Annotated in this window: 15 protein-coding genes; 3 read left to right on the top strand and 12 right to left on the bottom strand. The window is 45.9% G+C overall.

The window, feature by feature from the left end; genetic code table 11:
* Window positions 1-6: 6 nt before the first annotated feature.
* Entirely contained in the window at window positions 7-1,311 is a 1,305-nt protein-coding gene (gene ugpB / locus ABDZ76_RS10140; RefSeq protein WP_343805020.1) for a sn-glycerol-3-phosphate ABC transporter substrate-binding protein UgpB, read from the bottom strand.
* 669 nt (window positions 1,312-1,980) lie between these two features.
* Here ugpB and ABDZ76_RS10145 point away from each other — a divergent pair.
* The gene (locus tag ABDZ76_RS10145; protein WP_343805022.1) at window positions 1,981-2,430 is read left to right on the top strand and encodes an ABZJ_00895 family protein; all 450 of its coding nucleotides are present in this window, start codon (window positions 1,981-1,983) and stop codon (window positions 2,428-2,430) included.
* Window positions 2,431-2,538: 108 nt separating this feature from the next.
* On the opposite strand, the gene ABDZ76_RS10150 is transcribed toward ABDZ76_RS10145, so the two are convergent.
* From ABDZ76_RS10150 to ABDZ76_RS10175, 6 genes are all read right to left on the bottom strand, one after another.
* Window positions 2,539-3,519 carry a 2-hydroxyacid dehydrogenase gene (locus ABDZ76_RS10150; RefSeq protein WP_343805024.1) on the bottom strand — a complete coding sequence of 327 codons (981 nt, stop codon included), beginning with the start codon at window positions 3,517-3,519 and terminating at the stop codon, window positions 2,539-2,541.
* Between the two features lie 80 nt (window positions 3,520-3,599).
* Complete coding sequence (locus tag ABDZ76_RS10155) at window positions 3,600-4,382, bottom strand: maleate cis-trans isomerase family protein (protein ID WP_343805026.1); 783 nt, start codon at window positions 4,380-4,382, stop codon at window positions 3,600-3,602.
* A 67-nt stretch (window positions 4,383-4,449) separates the two neighbouring features.
* Window positions 4,450-5,247: an amino acid ABC transporter ATP-binding protein gene (locus ABDZ76_RS10160; RefSeq protein WP_343805028.1), complete on the bottom strand. Its 798-nt coding sequence runs from the start codon at window positions 5,245-5,247 to the stop codon at window positions 4,450-4,452.
* A 44-nt stretch (window positions 5,248-5,291) separates the two neighbouring features.
* A complete protein-coding gene (locus ABDZ76_RS10165) occupies window positions 5,292-5,990 on the bottom strand; it encodes an ABC transporter permease (protein WP_343805030.1) in 699 nt (232 codons plus the stop codon).
* 5 nt (window positions 5,991-5,995) lie between these two features.
* The gene (locus tag ABDZ76_RS10170; protein WP_343805032.1) at window positions 5,996-6,691 is read right to left on the bottom strand and encodes an ABC transporter permease subunit; all 696 of its coding nucleotides are present in this window, start codon (window positions 6,689-6,691) and stop codon (window positions 5,996-5,998) included.
* Window positions 6,692-6,809: 118 nt separating this feature from the next.
* A complete protein-coding gene (locus tag ABDZ76_RS10175; RefSeq protein ID WP_343805035.1) occupies window positions 6,810-7,616 on the bottom strand; it encodes a transporter substrate-binding domain-containing protein in 807 nt (268 codons plus the stop codon).
* Between the two features lie 319 nt (window positions 7,617-7,935).
* On the opposite strand from ABDZ76_RS10175, the gene ABDZ76_RS10180 reads away from it, so the two are divergent.
* The gene (locus tag ABDZ76_RS10180) at window positions 7,936-8,880 is read left to right on the top strand and encodes a LysR substrate-binding domain-containing protein (protein ID WP_343805037.1); all 945 of its coding nucleotides are present in this window, start codon (window positions 7,936-7,938) and stop codon (window positions 8,878-8,880) included.
* A gap of 71 nt (window positions 8,881-8,951) precedes the next feature.
* Here the strand turns inward: ABDZ76_RS10180 and repC are convergent, their stop codons facing one another.
* The 5 genes from repC to ABDZ76_RS10205 form a co-directional block, all read right to left on the bottom strand.
* Entirely contained in the window at window positions 8,952-10,157 is a 1,206-nt protein-coding gene (repC, locus tag ABDZ76_RS10185) for a plasmid replication protein RepC (protein ID WP_343805039.1), read from the bottom strand.
* Between the two features lie 168 nt (window positions 10,158-10,325).
* On the bottom strand, window positions 10,326-11,348 hold the full coding sequence (gene repB / locus ABDZ76_RS10190; RefSeq protein WP_343805041.1) for a plasmid partitioning protein RepB: 1,023 nt from the start codon (window positions 11,346-11,348) through the stop codon (window positions 10,326-10,328).
* Between the two features lie 3 nt (window positions 11,349-11,351).
* Window positions 11,352-12,557 (bottom strand): plasmid partitioning protein RepA, encoded by a 1,206-nt coding sequence (gene repA / locus ABDZ76_RS10195; RefSeq protein WP_343805043.1) that lies wholly within the window; start codon window positions 12,555-12,557, stop codon window positions 11,352-11,354.
* A 406-nt stretch (window positions 12,558-12,963) separates the two neighbouring features.
* On the bottom strand, window positions 12,964-14,586 hold the full coding sequence (locus tag ABDZ76_RS10200; protein ID WP_343805045.1) for an AMP-binding protein: 1,623 nt from the start codon (window positions 14,584-14,586) through the stop codon (window positions 12,964-12,966).
* Window positions 14,587-14,648: 62 nt separating this feature from the next.
* Window positions 14,649-15,110, bottom strand: coding sequence for a MarR family winged helix-turn-helix transcriptional regulator (locus tag ABDZ76_RS10205; RefSeq protein ID WP_343805047.1), 462 nt, complete (start codon window positions 15,108-15,110; stop codon window positions 14,649-14,651).
* Window positions 15,111-15,378: 268 nt separating this feature from the next.
* Here ABDZ76_RS10205 and ABDZ76_RS10210 point away from each other — a divergent pair, with 268 nt between their 5' ends.
* Window positions 15,379-16,233, top strand: a complete 855-nt coding sequence (locus ABDZ76_RS10210; RefSeq protein WP_374844562.1) for an alpha/beta hydrolase — start codon at window positions 15,379-15,381, stop codon at window positions 16,231-16,233.
* Window positions 16,234-16,279: the final 46 nt, after the last annotated feature.

A 16,279-nucleotide genomic window follows, 5' to 3' on the forward strand; every position in this document is an offset into this window, starting at 1 on the left:
AGCATATTAGCGAATTGCTTCCGCAATTGCTGCATCACCACGCTTGACGGCTTTATCCAAAGCGGTCTGCGCATCCTGATTGCCGGCGAGCATGGCTTCAAACTCTTCGTTCATGATGTCACGAACCTGTGGCAGGTTAACAAGACGAACACCTTTAGAGTTTTCGGTTGGCTCACGACCCATCATCTGCAAGATCGGTGTTTCACGGCCCGGGTTCTTGTCATAGAAGCCGGAATCCTTGGTTGCCTTGTAGGCTTCCATAGTCACAGGCAGATAGCCGGAAACTTCATGCAGTTTCTGCTGAATTTTGGTTTGAGACAGGAAGTTAAAGAACTCGGCAACGCCCTTGTACTGGTTGTCATCCAAACCAGCAAAAACCCAAAGACTTGCTCCGCCCGGAATGGTGTTCTGCGGGCCCTTACCTTCATAGTAAGGCAGCTGACCGATACCATAATTAATACCGGACTTGATCACATCACCCAAACCACCTGATGATTCAGTCATGATCGCGCATTCGCCGGAAAGGAAGAGGTTTTTTGCTTCCGAGGTGCGGCCGCCATAACGGAATGCGCCTTCTTTAGCCAGATCAGCGATTGACTGGAAATGGCTGACAAACGGCTCTTTGTTGAAAGCAAGCTTCACATCATTGCCGCCGAGGCCGTTTTCATTGCTGCCATAAGAAACATTGTTCCATGCAGCAAAGTTTTCGGTCTGAATCCATGTCAGCCATGTGGAAGTGAAACCACATTCAGCTGCACCGCTCGATTTGATTTTTCTCGCGGCTTCAAAAACTTCCGGCCAGGTTTTTGGCGGGTTTTCTGCATCAAGGCCAGCCTTGGTGAAAGCGTCTTTATTATAATAAAGCACCGGCGAAGACGAGTTATACGGGAAGGACAGCATAGTGCCGTCAGGCTTCGAATAATAAGCCGTAATGCCAGAGAGATAAGCGGATTTATCGAATTTATAACCGCCTTTTTCAAGAGCATCGGCCACAGGCATCACAGCACCTTCAGCAGCCATCATCACACCGCTACCAGCATCAAAAACCTGCAAAATTGCTGGCGGCTGCTTGGCGCGGAATGCAGCAATACCGGCATTCAATGCCTCTGGGTAGCTACCTTTATAAACCGGAACGACCTTATATTCGCTCTGGCTTTCGTTAAATTCTTTTGAAAGCTCGTTGACCACTTCGTTGTTGGCACCGGCCATTGCGTGCCACCATGCCAATTCGGTCTGCGCCAGGACGGGTGCGGTCAGTGCAAGTCCCAGAAGTCCGGTGAGAATTGTCGTTGTCATCAATCGGGTATGCATATCTTCCCTCCAAAAGGTCAGTTGGCGATCACTAAAAGCTCTAGGCAAGAGCCACATTCATGCACGTGAACAACACCAATCAATATGAGTCACTGGCCGGATTACACGAACACTGACTGCTTCCTTATCTCCTCATTACGAAAGCTATACGAATTCATACGAAAAAAAGCGAAAAAACAATAGGCAATTATACTAATAGACGATGAAACTACGAAATCACAATTTACAATTACGTCATAAATCTAAAAAATATTTAACAATAATAATGACTTAATAAAAATTAAATACAATTAATCGCAAGACTATTTTTAGTATAATTATATAATAGAAATTATTATATTTCGAACTTTCGTTCCGCAAATGAAAAAACATTTAACTCCATGATTTTCCATTACAGATACAAAATATGTATCTGACTGCTACATATTCTTACGCGGTAACATCTTGATGCTCAGTTCAAAACCATGCATCAGTCCATCAGTCTGGTCAATCCACTAAATTGGTAACGAACATCATGACAGCAGCGATCAGACTTGCTCATTGAGTGAAGTAAAAACACATAAATGCTCCCAAGCACTATTTATAAACTCCAATAAACCCTTTGTCCAAAGACCAGAACAAACAGATAAAATTGATGGTCTTTGATTGAAATTTAATACTGAGGTATTCATGTCTTCCGAAATCCGCCCTGCATCCACGGTTTTTCTCGTTGGAATTTACGCGGTTATTTTTGCGCTTATGGCCGCCGTTTATCTTGTCATTGAATATTTTTTCGCGCTCCAAATGGCAGCCATCGGCATTGTCATCACCGCAGCCGCTTCAATGACCATGGCACGCAACTGGGTCATACGCGAGCAGACTACACCAACTGGCGCTCGTGTCTGGACAATCACTTTGCTCTGCTCAATCATTACCATGATTTTCTATGGAGTTTTCGGCCTGTTGGGTGTCGCGGCTGACGAGCGTTTGCTGCGTGAAATTCAGCGTGAAGGCCCAATGCTGATGGCAGCAGTGGCTGCTATTTTGTTTCTCATCAGCCTTTTTGTTATCCGCATCGGTTTATGGGTCGGCATTAAACAGGCTTTAAAGCAGGTTAATACGGCCAAGCAAAAAGCTTAAAATACGATAATCATTCACAAAACGCCCCCGCTTCAATGTTTCAATCCAACATTGAGGCGGGGGCGTTTTTTATTGAGGATCATCGAGAAAAATCAGGAAACAATCAGATTAGTAACCTTTGGCGAAGCTAATCTGATGTTTCGGCATTTCACCGCGATTGATACGGCGAATATTTTCCACTACATCCAGTGCAGCCGTTTCAGGCACGGTTATGCTGGCCAGATGCGGTGTTATCAGTACATTTTCCATTGCCCAAAACGGGTGATCATCAGGCAATGGCTCAACACAAAACGCGTCTAATGTAGCGCCTGCAATATGGCCGCTTTCAAGGGCTGCCAATAATGATTTTTCATCAACCACAGCCCCGCGGGACGCATTGATGAAATGACAACCCGACGGCAAATTGTTGAAAAACTCTTCGCCCAGCAGGCCGGTTGTTTGCGGTGTTAAAGGCAACATATTCACGCAAATATCCAAATCCTGACCAAACTGCGTAAACTCATCCGCACCGTAAACCTTCACGCCTTCGATGGTTTTAGGGTAAGCGTCCCATCCACGCACATCAAAGCTTAGTGCGCTTAAGGCAGCAGCCACAGAGCTGCCAAGCTGACCAAGACCAATGACACCCACTTTAATGCGGTGAAGCGGCCTTGGATGAATATAAGTCCAGCTTTTTGCCCGTTTTGCCGCCTCAAAGCTTGGAATATCACGCGCATAGCGCAGAACGGCAAAAAGCACATAGCTTTTCATCAGCTGCACCATTCCACTGTCGGACAAACGCGCAATCGGCACTTGCGGCAGATCTGTGCGCTGCAATAAGGCATCCACACCAGCGCCCAGATTAATTACCAGCGACAAATTGCTGAATTCATTGAAAAAGCCGTCATAGGGCTTCCATGCCAGAATATATTTAACATCTGAAGGATCGCCGACATCCGGATAAACGCGAAAATCAAGTTCCGGCAACTCCGCCTTGATCACATCTTTCCATTCATCCGGACTGTCAAACTCACTGTAAAACAATAAAGCACCGATTTTTTCCTGTGTACCGGTTGCGCTTTCGTTCAGACATTCAGCATTGGCCATCATAACTCACCTTCAAAGTAAGCATCATCGTTATGTCGCACGTGCATGTGAGACATTGATAAAAATTGAAATTTTCGAAAATTTTAGACGGTCACAACAGGCTTGCTCATCAATGAACCATAGCCAGGCTTGCAGCCTCCTTCAGTGACCAAGCCGCAACTATGCCAAAATGAGGCCTGAATGGCCGACACAACCGGTTTTCCAAGCGCTGTTTCAAGCGCTTCAATCGCTCCCACACTTCGAAAATTGGTGCAGCTGATAAAAATTGCCGTCGCATCATCATGATCAACAGCACGCACCAAACGATAAACCTCTTCCAACGGCACTTCTGCCAAGGCCTGATCGGTATCAATGCGCAAGTTTTTGCTTGAAACCACCTGATGGCCGTTTTCCTCCAGAAAGCGGATCGCGCGGGCATGTACTTCATCTACATAAGGGGTGGCCAGTGCTACCGGCCCCGCATTCACCGCCTTTAAAGCCGCAAGGGTTGCAGTTGAAGCCGTGGTGATTTTAATGCCCGGCGCCCATGTTTTCATCTTGGCAATCAGCCCGTGATCATAGGCTGTGCCATGCAAAAACGAGGCACTTGTGCCGCCAAAACACAAAACATCAATCGGCGCTGAGGCCAGCAGACGCGCCGCCTGCTCTAATTCCGGTGCATTCATCATCGCCTCAATACCTTCAACGGTTACTTTCGGCAGTTTGATGCGGGTTGTATGGGTTGAAACCCCTTCTGCAGCCATAGCAGCCATTTCTGCATCCATAACAATGCTGGAAGCCATATAAATCAGACCAATTCTGGCCTTATAGCCGTCACCATCCGGCATAAAACGGATGTTTTCAGACATTTTCGGGTTCATATTCATCAAAGCCCACTCCCATAAACTTGCAAATTTTGACCGGTCATCAGCAATCTTCACCGGTTTTTATTCTCTAATGGATGATCTGCGCCAAGAAATGCTGCAAACGCGCACTTTCCGGATTGGCAAAAAACTGTGCTGCCGGCGCTTGTTCGACAATCTCGCCATTTTCCATAAACACACAATGATCCGCCACACTGCGGGCAAAGCCCAATTCATGGGTCACGCAAACCATCGTGATACCGGTTTCAGCCAGTTGCTCCATGATCTTCAAAACAGAACCAACAGATTCCGGATCAAGCGCCGAGGTTGGTTCATCAAACAGTAAAATGGGTGGTTTCAGGCATAATGCACGGGCAATGGCCACGCGCTGCTGTTGTCCGCCTGAAAGAGCTGCCGGATATTTATTGGCCTGCGCCGTTATATTAACCTCTGCCAGCTTTTCCATCGCCAGTTCATGTGCCTGATTTTTCGGCATTTTTTGTGCCAAGCGCAGCGCAAATGTGCAATTTTGCAGAACCGTTAAATGCGGAAACAAATTAAAGCTTTGAAACACCATGCCCAATTGCGAACGCACCGCCTGCACTGACTTTGCATCATGTTTCAGCTCTATGCCATTCACCGTAATTGAACCGGAATTATGCTTTTCCAGATAATTGACCGTGCGGATCAGCGTGGATTTTCCTGAGCCAGACGGCCCGCACAACACGACAATATCGCCGGATTTAATATTCAAAGAGACATTTTTCAGCGCATGAAATGAGCCATAATATTTGTTCACATCACGCATTGCGATGGCAACGGACTGGTTGAGCGGTGTTTTTCCAGCCAGTTCAACTGCAAAATCATGATCATCGGTTGATCGCTGCATGCTGAACTCCTCGGATTTAATATGTTGCATGTCGATCTCCTGCATCAGGTGTTGATGTGTGCGATGAGATGGCGATTAAGATTTTTATCCACGGTGCTGAATAAAAACCGCACGATATTGGTTAAGCACCAGTAGATCGCAGCCGCCGTCAGCAAGGGCGTGAACGGGTCATAGGTGTAATCGAAAATCGAATTGGCAGCGGCTGTGAGATCCACAATGGTAATCGCACTTAAGGCGGCCGTACTTTTAATCATGATCAGAATTTCATTCTGATAAGCACGCAGAGAATAACGAATGGCCATCGGTAATCGCAAACGAAAGAATGTCTGGCGTTCTGTTAATCCCAGCACGGCTGAGGCTTCGGTCAGACCTTTAGGAATAACAGCCAGACCACCACGTACAATTTCCGTCATATAGGCCGAATGGGTTAATGTTAGCCCCATTAAGGCACAGAGATAGGCTTGCGAAAAAATCGTCCAAAGCCATGTATCACGGATGATCGAAAACTGCGGCAGACCGCTATAGATCATATAAAGCACGACAAGGCTTGGCACGCCGCGAAAAAAATTGACATAAACAGCGATAAAACCTGAGCCTTTTCGGTTTTCAACGCGGATAACCGCCAGATAAACCGCTAATATCGCGCCTAAAATCAGCACAGGTATCAGCACCGACAATGTGCGTGCCGTCGCGGTCAACAGGAAAGGCAGGCTGTTCCAGGCAAGAACGGGATCAAAATGCATGATGCTTAATCCTTCCCGTAAACGGCTGCACCGCGATCTGACCAGCTTTGCAAATGTTTGGAAACATAATAGGTCAGGCTGGTCATCAGCAGGAAAAACAGTGACGCAATCAGGTAAAAGACAAAGGGCTCTTTCGTGACACCGGAGGCAAGCTTGGCATAGGCCATAATCTCTTTAAGCCCGATCAACGAAATCAATGCCGTATCTTTGAGCACCACAATCCACATATTGGTAAGGGCAGGCAGTGCAATGCGGATAACTTGCGGCACAATGATCAAAGGCACAAAGAAGCGCTTTTTTACCTGCAAAACGCTTGCTGCTTCAAATTGGCCTTTCGGCACATTACGAATAGCTGAGCGCAATAAATCAGCAATATAAGCCCCGTAAACCATGCCAAGCGCTAAAATCGCAGCAATAAAAGGTGTCAGATCAATGCGCTTTTCTGCACCAAACAACCCCGTAATGCCGGCAATAATGTCGGAGCCTGCATAATAGAAGAAAAACGCCACCAGCAGCGAAGGCACGCCGGTAAAAATAGACGCATAGACAATCCAGAATGCACCAAAAACGGTTTTTGGCTTCAAAGTAAGTACGGAAGCCACAGCACCAATCGTCAGCGCCATAATGAACGCACAAACAGCCACTTGCAGCGAAACCATCGCGCCGGTGAGCATTTGCTGGCTGAAACCTAAAATCTGCATAAAGCAATCCTTTTCAGGCCATCATCAGTTGCATGGGATGAGAGGTGTTAAAGACGGCAGGAAAGAATGCCTTGGGAGGCTAAAATGATCACCGTCTTTAACATGGTTGCGTCAGGGCTTAGCCTTTGCGGCATGCGGCCTCTTCGGGCAGCAATTCAACCGGCATGAATTTTTTGCGGATTTCAGTAAAGGTGCAATCCTTGATGATTTCATCAAGCGTTGCATTGACGCGATCCAAAAGTTCCTGACTGTCTTTACGCGCCAGCCAGCTTGAGCCCTTCTCTCCCCCGCCGGTCCACAGATCACCGCCGGCAAATTTCCAGTTCTCGCCTTCAGGCTTGCTCAAAAATTCATTGGTCCAGCTGATTTTCGGCCCCAGGCTTAAATCAAGACGGCCGCTGGCAAGGTCAAGGCGGATTTGATCCGGATTGTCGAAAGAAACAATTTCAACGGCATCGCCAAATGTTTCCTGCACATATTTTGCTTGCGCAGAGCCACGCTGTAAGCCGATTTTAAGCCCCTTCAGCCCCTCTTTGGTAAATTGATAATCTTTGTCTTTCGGAATAACATAGCTATCCGGATTAAAGAGGATCGGGCGGCCAAATAAGACCTTATCAACTCTTTCCGGCAGTGGTTTGGTTTGGCTGGCGACTAAATCAAGCTTCTTTTGCAAGATCGCCGGAATGAGTGCTTTAAAGTCCATGACGACGAACTCACATTCGACATTCATGCGCTTGCACATTTCACGAGCTAGTTCCGGCTCAACACCTGTCAGCGTTCCGCTGGCATCCACCATGCTAAAAGGAGGATAAGCCCCTTCATTGCCCAAAATCAGTTTTTCCTGTGCATGTGCTGCATAGGCTGTAACACTTAAACCCAATGTAACAAGATAAGGCGTCAAACGCTTCAATAATGACTGCGACACTTATATTTCCTCCCCGAAATATCAAGATCGATTATAAAATCGATCTAAAAAAGTGTATTAAAACAGTATGTTAGTTTTATTTTTAGGCTTATAACCAAGCCGTTCCCTGTTTTTATTCTTTATATGGCGATCTGAACGGGTTTACCTTCAATTGCTTCCATTTCAGACCACCCATTCATCATGAAACAGATCATTGCATTTGTAAAATATTTTTAAACTTTCTTTTGCATAGTTTTTTTCTATGCAAAATTTCACTTTCATCATCAGAAATTATAGGCTTCACTGCTGCCAACTCAACAATCATAAGATCGAGTGAGCGATGCTGCTTTCTTTGCGAACCCTTCAATATATTGTCACCGCTGCCGATGCGCTCAGCATTACAGATGCGGCTAAACATCTGAATGTTTCGCAGCCCTCTATTTCAGCGGCCATTTCGCAAGCTGAACAACAAATCGGAATGGAGATATTTTTACGCCATCACGCCAAAGGTATTTCTTTAACCGTGGCTGGACGTAAATTTGTCAATGAAGCGCGACAGCTTCTAAAACACGCTTATGACTTTAATTTAAGCACGCAAAGCCTGTCCCATGAATTGGCTGGTGAGATCACTGTGGGTTGTTTTTTGACTCTTGCGACACGTTTTATGCCGGGGTTGTTAGCAGATTTCAGCAAGCGTTATCCGGGTATTAATGTCAGGATGGAAGAAGGTAATCAGCAAGAATTAACGCAAGGTCTGCTGGCCGGTGAAATTGAAATTGCCATTGCCTATACCTATGCCCTGCCCGATGAAATTCACTCCAGCCCGCTAACCAGTCTGCCACCTTATATTGTTGTCTCTGAAAATCATCCGCTTGCTTATCGTGATAAAGTCAGCATTTATGAGTTTCAATATGAGCCACTGATCTTGCTGGATCTGCCACTTTCGCGCGATTATTTCTTACGCCTTTTTCATAGCTGTCAGATTGAACCGAAAATTATTTATCGCTCCAGCTCATACGAACTAATCCGTGGGCTTGTTGGCCATGGTCACGGATATACAATTCATAATGCTATTCCAGGCACAAGCTATGCTTATGACGGTAGCCGCACGGTGGTTTTGGCGATTGAAGAAGCCTTGCCAACAGCAGATGTTACCTGCCTGACCTTGAAGCGTCACAATACCCGCCCTGCCGTGCAAATCTTTGCACGCTATGTTCAGGAGCAGTTTTCGCAAACCGGTATTTTCTCGCCTAAAAATCTCTATGCATCAGCAAGAAAGATGTAAAATCAATAGGTTCACCAGTTGCACACGAACAACTGATGTTGATTTATTCGTCTTCAAGAGCTTTAAATAGCTTAATTCATATGGCTTTTATGGATTTCACTTCTCAATAGACTCATCAGCATTGGACCAACAGAAAAGGCTTGATGAGAAGCTTTATCGGTTAAATTACGTAAATAGCCACCAGCAGATTGAATTTGATCCAAGCGCTGCAACATACAAGCAATGATAATCGCGGCATTTTGCTGGCCATGAACGCTGACTGCTTGCTGATAGGCTGACGGACTAATGCCTAAATAGCCACGAATTTGTGATGTAACAGCTATGAAATCCTTCCATAGCCTTATCTCTCCACCTGCATAAGCTTGCAGATCTGGACAAGCACGAAGAACTAATTCAAGCGGATAGGTCTGAGTTTTTAGTTCTGATACTGATTTATCCGTTGCAGTGTGCTTTTCAGCATTTTGCTCTGTTGTTTCAAATTTTATTATAGATTCAGAGTCTGAACTATTATGCTGCCGCTCAGTTTGGGCTTCATTGGCGCTCAAAATTTGTACTTTTTCTAAAGAATTCAACGCATTATCGATTTCATGACGCAAATCCTGCATTTGATTTACAATCAGCTCTAAAGCGCTTGTTTCTGCACGACGTGGAATAGTAGCGATAATATCGCGGAATTTGTTGTAGATTGCTCCCCATGGCGCTGTAACGCCGGTTTCGGTTGCCATTTCGATGAGTTTAGCGATGTCACGACGATGCAATGTCAAACGCTCACGCATCAGTCTGTTGGCTGATTGTTGTGCACGGACATATTGAGCACCCTCTTCAATTTCTGCAGCGCGTGCAAGCAGAGGAGCAAGCGAGAAACCATAAGCACTGGCAATTTCACCCTGTTTATCTTTATGAGCATAACGCTTACCGTTTGGACTATCTTTACGAGTGATCAGACCAGCTTCTAACAGGCAAGCTAAATGACGACGCAAAGTAGCATCTGCCATGCCATGGGCACGCAGTGACAATTGACGGTTGGATGGAAATACAATGAGGCTGTTGTCCGTGCTCAACATATTGGACGGATAAAATGACAATAAAGCATTGAGTACAGCAAGGGTACGATCCCCTACTTTGAATAATGACTTACCTTCACATAGCCAGCGATAGAGTTTCCACTTATCGACGGATGTATTTTCAGTGATTCGGTGTGTTTGCTTTTGTGTAGAAAAAAGAGCAAACGACATCGGTCGAGCACCAAACGGTGTCGATACAAGATTGGAATCCATGTTTTCCTCACCTAAAATCAGGCAAAAGAAATCATGCCGCCAAAATGACGCTCAAAAAGCTTGACAGTGATTCGGGGAAATGCGATTCTCAAGTTACCACACACGAGAAGGGCTTCCACGACGGCGACGTTAAGGGGGCCTTTTTCTTTTGCTGTTTAATGTCTCCAGTTAATCTGACGTTTTACGCGCACGATACTCATCAAAAAGCGCATCCATACGCTCTTCAACAAAGCTGGCAAAATCATCCGCAGCCTTACGATCGAAGACAAAAGTTATCTTTGAATTCGTTTCAGTAATTTTAAGCGGTTTTACACCTGTCGGAGCAGTCCACACACGGGTGAGTTTTTCCGACGGTGTTTTGGCTTTCAAAGTCTCATAAAGCTTGATGAAGCGATCATCACTGCGCAAAAGAACGAAATCCGGTTGTTCAATCAGCAGTTTTGCCTTTGAAAAGCGCGGTTTTTCATCCAAAAGATCAGCAAGCTCAGCCCATCTTTGACGACCAAAGGAAGGAGCTGCACCAATAGCCTTGATAAACTCGGCCGGAAGGCGCTCAACCAACGAAATCATGCGGGAAAGTGCCGCTTTATCAACACCAAGCGATGACATGATAACATCACGCGAGAAACCGCGCTGTTCCAGCTGCCATCCAAAGAAACAACGCTCAATGAAGCTTAGATCAGTACGGGCATTGTTTTCTTGCCCCTGACTGACAACCAGCTGTTCATCGCTTAGATCGCGTACAACAGCTTTAATCTTGCCGCCAATGGTTTTGATCGCGGCTAAACGGCGATGACCATAAGCAACCTGATAAAAGCCAGGCTTTTCAGGATGTGGACGCACCAAAATAGGCACTTGCTGACCATGTTCTTTGATCTGATCAATCAAAGCTTGCTGATCTTCAAGCTCAACGCCTAAACGGTCGACGACAAATGAACTTTCCAGAAATTCAGGATCCAGCTCGACGATGGTTTGACCTTCGGCAAGCTGTTTTTCAATTTCGTCTGCACGATTGGCGCGCACATTCATATTTTCCAATGATTGTGAAATCGCACCAACAGGGCTTGATGGCTTAATGTTTTCACCAAGCCCCATCAAAGGACGGCCTAACGGACGTGTTCTCTGGTCAACTGGCTCATTGGCTTCAGTTGGCGGAGTAACCTTGATATCAAACAGGTTTTTACGTGCCATGGATTACTTGCGCCCCCATGTTTTACGGATCATTTCTTCAATTTCGCCGTTAACAAGTGTCAGAGATTCAAGCGCGCGGTCATAAGTGCCACGCGTAAATTGTGCACGGTCAACTTCATAAAGAGTTTGCTTCGTCAGACCGGCGTCGGAAATAGCGGTGGATTTAACCATCGCATTCTCAAGCACGCGATTACCGAAGATAGAACGCATAAAGCCAGCCATTTGGCTTTGCGGTCCATCATTAGGCTCAAAACGCGTAATCAGATAACGCATCCAGTCATATTCAGTATTGCCCCCTGCTCTCTCAACAACATTGAGAAGATCAGACGTCATATGCAAAAACTGCGACATGGACATCACGTCAAGCATTTGCGGATGAACAGTGATCAAAACCGAAGTCGCAGCACACAAAGCAGACAGGGTCAAAAAGCCCAGCTGTGGCGGACAGTCGATAACGATCACATCATAAACGCTTTCAATCTCAGCCAGACATTCGCCAATACGGGAGAAGAACATTGTCTCCTGTTGACGATCAGCCAGAACCTTTGGCGTTTCATGTTCAAATTCCATCAGTTCCAGATTACCCGGAATGATATGCAATCCAGGCGTATATGTGGAACGAACGATTTCGGTGATGTGACGACGATGTTTATCATAACGGATAGCCGCATAGATCGTTTCATTGTGATCTACATCAATTTCAGGCTGATGCCCGAACATTGCGGAAAGGCTGGCTTGCGGATCAAGATCAATGGCAAGTACGCGGTAACCGCGCAAAGCCAGATATTGGGCAAGATGCGCGGTGCTGGTCGTTTTTGCACTGCCGCCTTTAAAGTTCATTACCGAGATGATTTGTAGTTTTTCGCCTTCGCGACGATGACGGATATATTTCGGCGAGTTCTTGCCTGATCCTTCATCTAAGATTGTGCGAAGTTCTTCGATGTCGTGAATCGAATACATACGGCGGCCATTTGGCAATGGCTCAGGCCCGTGACCTTCAGCAACGATCTGACGCAAATAACCCTCATGAATGCCGATAAATTCTGCGGCTTCATGTGGTGTAAATAAACGGATGCTTTTTTGGGCTGTCGGCGGAAATGTTCTCAACTGATGCGCTTGTAGCTGCCGCGATAATTCCGCAGCATCAGCAGCAATCAAAGAACGCAGACTTTCGCCAACCGGACGTTCTGTTTCATTGTTGATAGACATACCCACCTCGTTGATCAGCGCTTTTTTCCGAAATGGACTAATATAAGCGCTGATTATTATGACCCGATTCTAATCAGAGAGCAATCGCTCATTAAGAGATTAGTTACCATAGTGATATCAGCTCTTTTAACGCCATACAACAGCTGCGGTAAAAGCAAGATGCCTTGTTATCTTACAAGAATCAAGCAGTTACAACGTTTTTTATAAACGGCTTAGTTTTGCTGGCGGGCTGAGTTTGAGCGGTGCGAGAATGGTTAATCTGGCGCTATCAGCGCTGCTAAAGATATTCAGCATTTTTAGCGCATATTATAATGCATGTTTTATTTACAATGTGATGCATAGTTCGGTTGTACACGTACAACAAAAGAAAAAGGAGTTGTACGCGTACAACTCCCTGAGTGATATGTTAATGGTGCATGGTTTTTAAAAGATAGCGCTGAATTTTGCCTGTTGGCGTTTTTGGCAAAGCTTCAACAAACAGAATTCTGCGAGGATATTTATAAGGCGCGATCACCTGTTTGACATGGTCTTGTAAGCGCTTGATCATTTCGTCCGACTGTATAGCGCCTTTCTGCAAGACAATATAAGCTTGCACACGTTGGCCGCGTTCTTCATCCTCGGCACCAATGACAGCACATTCACTCACATCGGGATGCGCGAGGAGGGCGGCTTCAACCTCAGGGCCGGCAATATTATATCCGGCTGAGATAATCATATCATCATTTCGCGCTGCAAAATGAAAATAGCCGTTATCGTCTTGATAAAAAGCATCGCCGGTTAAGTTCCAGCCATCACGCACATAATCTTGCTGACGATTGTCGGCAAGGTAGCGGCAGCCGGTTGGCCCGCGCACAGCCAGACGCCCGACCGTATTCCGCGGAACTTCCTGCATATTGTCATCAACGATTTTTGCTTCGTAGCCGCTTACTGGTTTGCCGGTACTTCCGGGGCCTGAATCTTCCAAGCGGTTGCTGATGAAAATATGGAGCATTTCTGTTGCGCCAATGCCATCAAGTAATGGTTTGCCTGTCGCTTTAATCCATGCATCATATATTGGCGCTGGCAATGTTTCACCGGCAGCCACCGCCACACGCAGGGAAGAAAGATCAGCGCCATCTTCCATCGCCTGCAACATTACCCTATAGGCTGTTGGTGCGGTAAAGCTGATTGTTGCTTTATAAGTTTCAATGAGTTTGATCATATTGGGCGGGCTTGCTTGCTCCAGCAAGGCGGCCGTTGCACCAAAACGAAGAGGAAATACCGCCAAACCACCAAGGCCGAATGTAAAGGCGAGAGGAGGGGAGCCGACAAAAATGTCTTCCGGCTGCACATTAAGCACTTCTTTGGCATAACCATCGGCAATCATCAGCAGGTCACGATGAAAATGCATGGTCGCCTTTGGTTCACCGGTCGTTCCGGATGTGAAACCAAGCAAAGCGACATCGTCACGGCCGGTTTTTACCGCCTCAAATTGCACCGGTTTATCGAGCGCTGCATAATCAAGCTCGGCTTCATGATTGGCGGTACCATCGAAAGCGACAACGCGTTTGAGATAAATGCTGTCTTCAGCACACGCCAACATATCATCCAGCAAACGGTTATCACAGAGCGCAAGGCTGACTTGAGCCTTATCGACAATTTTTGTCAGTTCACCGGTGCGTAGCATCGGCATAGTATTAATGACCACAGCGCCAGCTTTGGTGGCGGCCAACCAACAGGCGACCATCGCAGGGTTGTTGGCTGAGCGGATCAGCACGCGATTACCCGGTACAATGCCGTAGTCTTCAACCAGCACATGTGCCAGACGGTTGGTCCAGTCGGATAATTCTTTGTAAGTACGACGACGGCCATTCCCGATCAGTGCGGTTTTATCGCCAAAGCCCTTGGCAACCATCGCATCAGTTAGTTCGACGGCAGCGTTTAGATAGTCTGGATATTGAAAGTTGTACGTGTGCAACTCAGGCCATTCCTGAAATGGCGGCAAATTTTTTCGCGAAAAATCATCAATATGCGCGGAAGGACCAAGCATGTTTATTCCCCTGCTATGCTCTATATTTGTTTTAAATAAAACAATAGGCAGGCTGTGGGAGGTCAGCCTTCAGTAAAACCACGGGAGTGGTCAATTTCATCCATTATCGTTAAAAGCGCGGCGCTTTGTTCAGGTTCCAAAACCTGCAAAACGTCATCAATCCATTTTTCATGGGCGTCCGCTAATGTTTCAAAGCTGGTTCTGCCTGCTTTGGTTAAGCGTACGATGGTTGCACGTTTATCGCCTGAAACGGTTTCTCTTAGCACAAGACCATCAGAAACCAGCCGTTCAATAATGCCGGTCACATTGCCGTTTGAAACGCGTAAAGCCGCGGATAGTTCAGACATGCGCAAACCTTCATCAAAACGATAAAGCGCAGACATCACGTCAAAACGGGGCAATGTGGTATCGAATTCATCACGAAGTTTTTCGCGAATCATAGCTTCAATATGCTTGGTCGTTTTAAGAACTTTCAGCCAAACGCGCAGGTTTTGCTTTGATGTCAAACGGTCAGCATTTGTCATTTTGGACGCTAAAACTTTGTTTTCTGGCATTAGCACAGTTCATCCGGCCAAAGCAGTATGCTCACATAAGACATTGTTTCCTCCCAAAAACGGATATCTTATTCACCCATCCATCCTGACACCAAACAAAATAATTTCAAGTATGAAACTTCATGCTTGAAATTATTTTGATCTTGTGTCGACAATAGGGACGTTGCCACGCATATTAACATGTAAAAAAGAAACGGGCAGCTTAATTCAGCGGAACACACTGGGAGAGGTGCGAAGTTTGAATGGTATTAGCAAAATAGATTGGGATCTGGCTTATTCTAACGTGCTGCATGTTTCCAATTCAGCAGAATATCCGCCTTTATGGCAGGAGAAATCGCTTTGCTTTCGTGAGAAAGCTTCACAAGAAGACTGGTTGGAAGCTGATATCATTTATGGGTCACGAAGACGTAATCAATATGATCTTTTTTATCCGCAATCCATAAATAACCTTCAAAAAGAAGGCGTTAAAGGCTTGGTCGTCTATGTTCACGGCGGCTATTGGATGAAGCTTGATAAGTCTTGTTCCTCTTATTTAGCAGCTGGTGCTCTTGCGCATGGCTTTGCTGTCGCTGTCATTTCTTATACACTCTGTCCTGATGTACGGATTGGAGACATTGTCATCGAGGCAGCTAACGCGATTAAACATGCTGCAAGCAAAGTTAATGGGCCAATTTATTTGGTCGGCCATTCTGCTGGTGGTCAGATTGTTAGTCGCATGAATACGCAAACCTCGCCGCTTGATGCTAATATTATGCAGCGGATCAAGCATACAGTCTCTATTTCAGGCCTGAGTGACTTGCGACCATTGATGAACACAGAAATGAATGAGGTTTTGCGGCTCAATGATGAGCAAGCCTATGCCGAGAGCCCTGCTTTGTTGGAGCCTGTCAACGGTGCAAAGTTAACAGCATGGGTTGGAGGGGATGAACTACCTGAATTTATTAGACAAAGTGCACTACATGCTAATATTTGGAGCGGATTTGCTTGTGAGGTCAATTTTGTCGAGGAGGCAGGCAGGCACCACTTAAATATAATAGACGGTTTGAGCGATCCGGCGCATATTTTAACAAAAACGCTTCTGGAAATTGCCTGAATTTATGCTAGCAAATTGATAGAGAATTATAAAAAATAAAAATCGA

Source organism: Paenochrobactrum glaciei (assembly GCF_039522165.1).
GTDB lineage: Bacteria > Pseudomonadota > Alphaproteobacteria > Rhizobiales > Rhizobiaceae > Paenochrobactrum > Paenochrobactrum glaciei.

What these genes read in the sequence shown, in the direction of transcription:
- ugpB (WP_343805020.1), bottom strand. Translation starts at nt 1,311, where the DNA reads ATGCATACCCGATTGATGACAACGACAATTCTCACCGGACTTCTGGGA.
- ABDZ76_RS10145 (WP_343805022.1), top strand. Translation starts at nt 1,981, where the DNA reads ATGTCTTCCGAAATCCGCCCTGCATCCACGGTTTTTCTCGTTGGAATT.
- ABDZ76_RS10150 (WP_343805024.1), bottom strand. Translation starts at nt 3,519, where the DNA reads ATGATGGCCAATGCTGAATGTCTGAACGAAAGCGCAACCGGTACACAG.
- ABDZ76_RS10155 (WP_343805026.1), bottom strand. Translation starts at nt 4,382, where the DNA reads ATGAATATGAACCCGAAAATGTCTGAAAACATCCGTTTTATGCCGGAT.
- ABDZ76_RS10160 (WP_343805028.1), bottom strand. Translation starts at nt 5,247, where the DNA reads ATGCAGCGATCAACCGATGATCATGATTTTGCAGTTGAACTGGCTGGA.
- ABDZ76_RS10165 (WP_343805030.1), bottom strand. Translation starts at nt 5,990, where the DNA reads ATGCATTTTGATCCCGTTCTTGCCTGGAACAGCCTGCCTTTCCTGTTG.
- ABDZ76_RS10170 (WP_343805032.1), bottom strand. Translation starts at nt 6,691, where the DNA reads ATGCAGATTTTAGGTTTCAGCCAGCAAATGCTCACCGGCGCGATGGTT.
- ABDZ76_RS10180 (WP_343805037.1), top strand. Translation starts at nt 7,936, where the DNA reads ATGCTGCTTTCTTTGCGAACCCTTCAATATATTGTCACCGCTGCCGAT.
- repC (WP_343805039.1), bottom strand. Translation starts at nt 10,157, where the DNA reads ATGGATTCCAATCTTGTATCGACACCGTTTGGTGCTCGACCGATGTCG.
- repB (WP_343805041.1), bottom strand. Translation starts at nt 11,348, where the DNA reads ATGGCACGTAAAAACCTGTTTGATATCAAGGTTACTCCGCCAACTGAA.
- repA (WP_343805043.1), bottom strand. Translation starts at nt 12,557, where the DNA reads ATGTCTATCAACAATGAAACAGAACGTCCGGTTGGCGAAAGTCTGCGT.
- ABDZ76_RS10200 (WP_343805045.1), bottom strand. Translation starts at nt 14,586, where the DNA reads ATGCTTGGTCCTTCCGCGCATATTGATGATTTTTCGCGAAAAAATTTG.
- ABDZ76_RS10205 (WP_343805047.1), bottom strand. Translation starts at nt 15,110, where the DNA reads ATGACAAATGCTGACCGTTTGACATCAAAGCAAAACCTGCGCGTTTGG.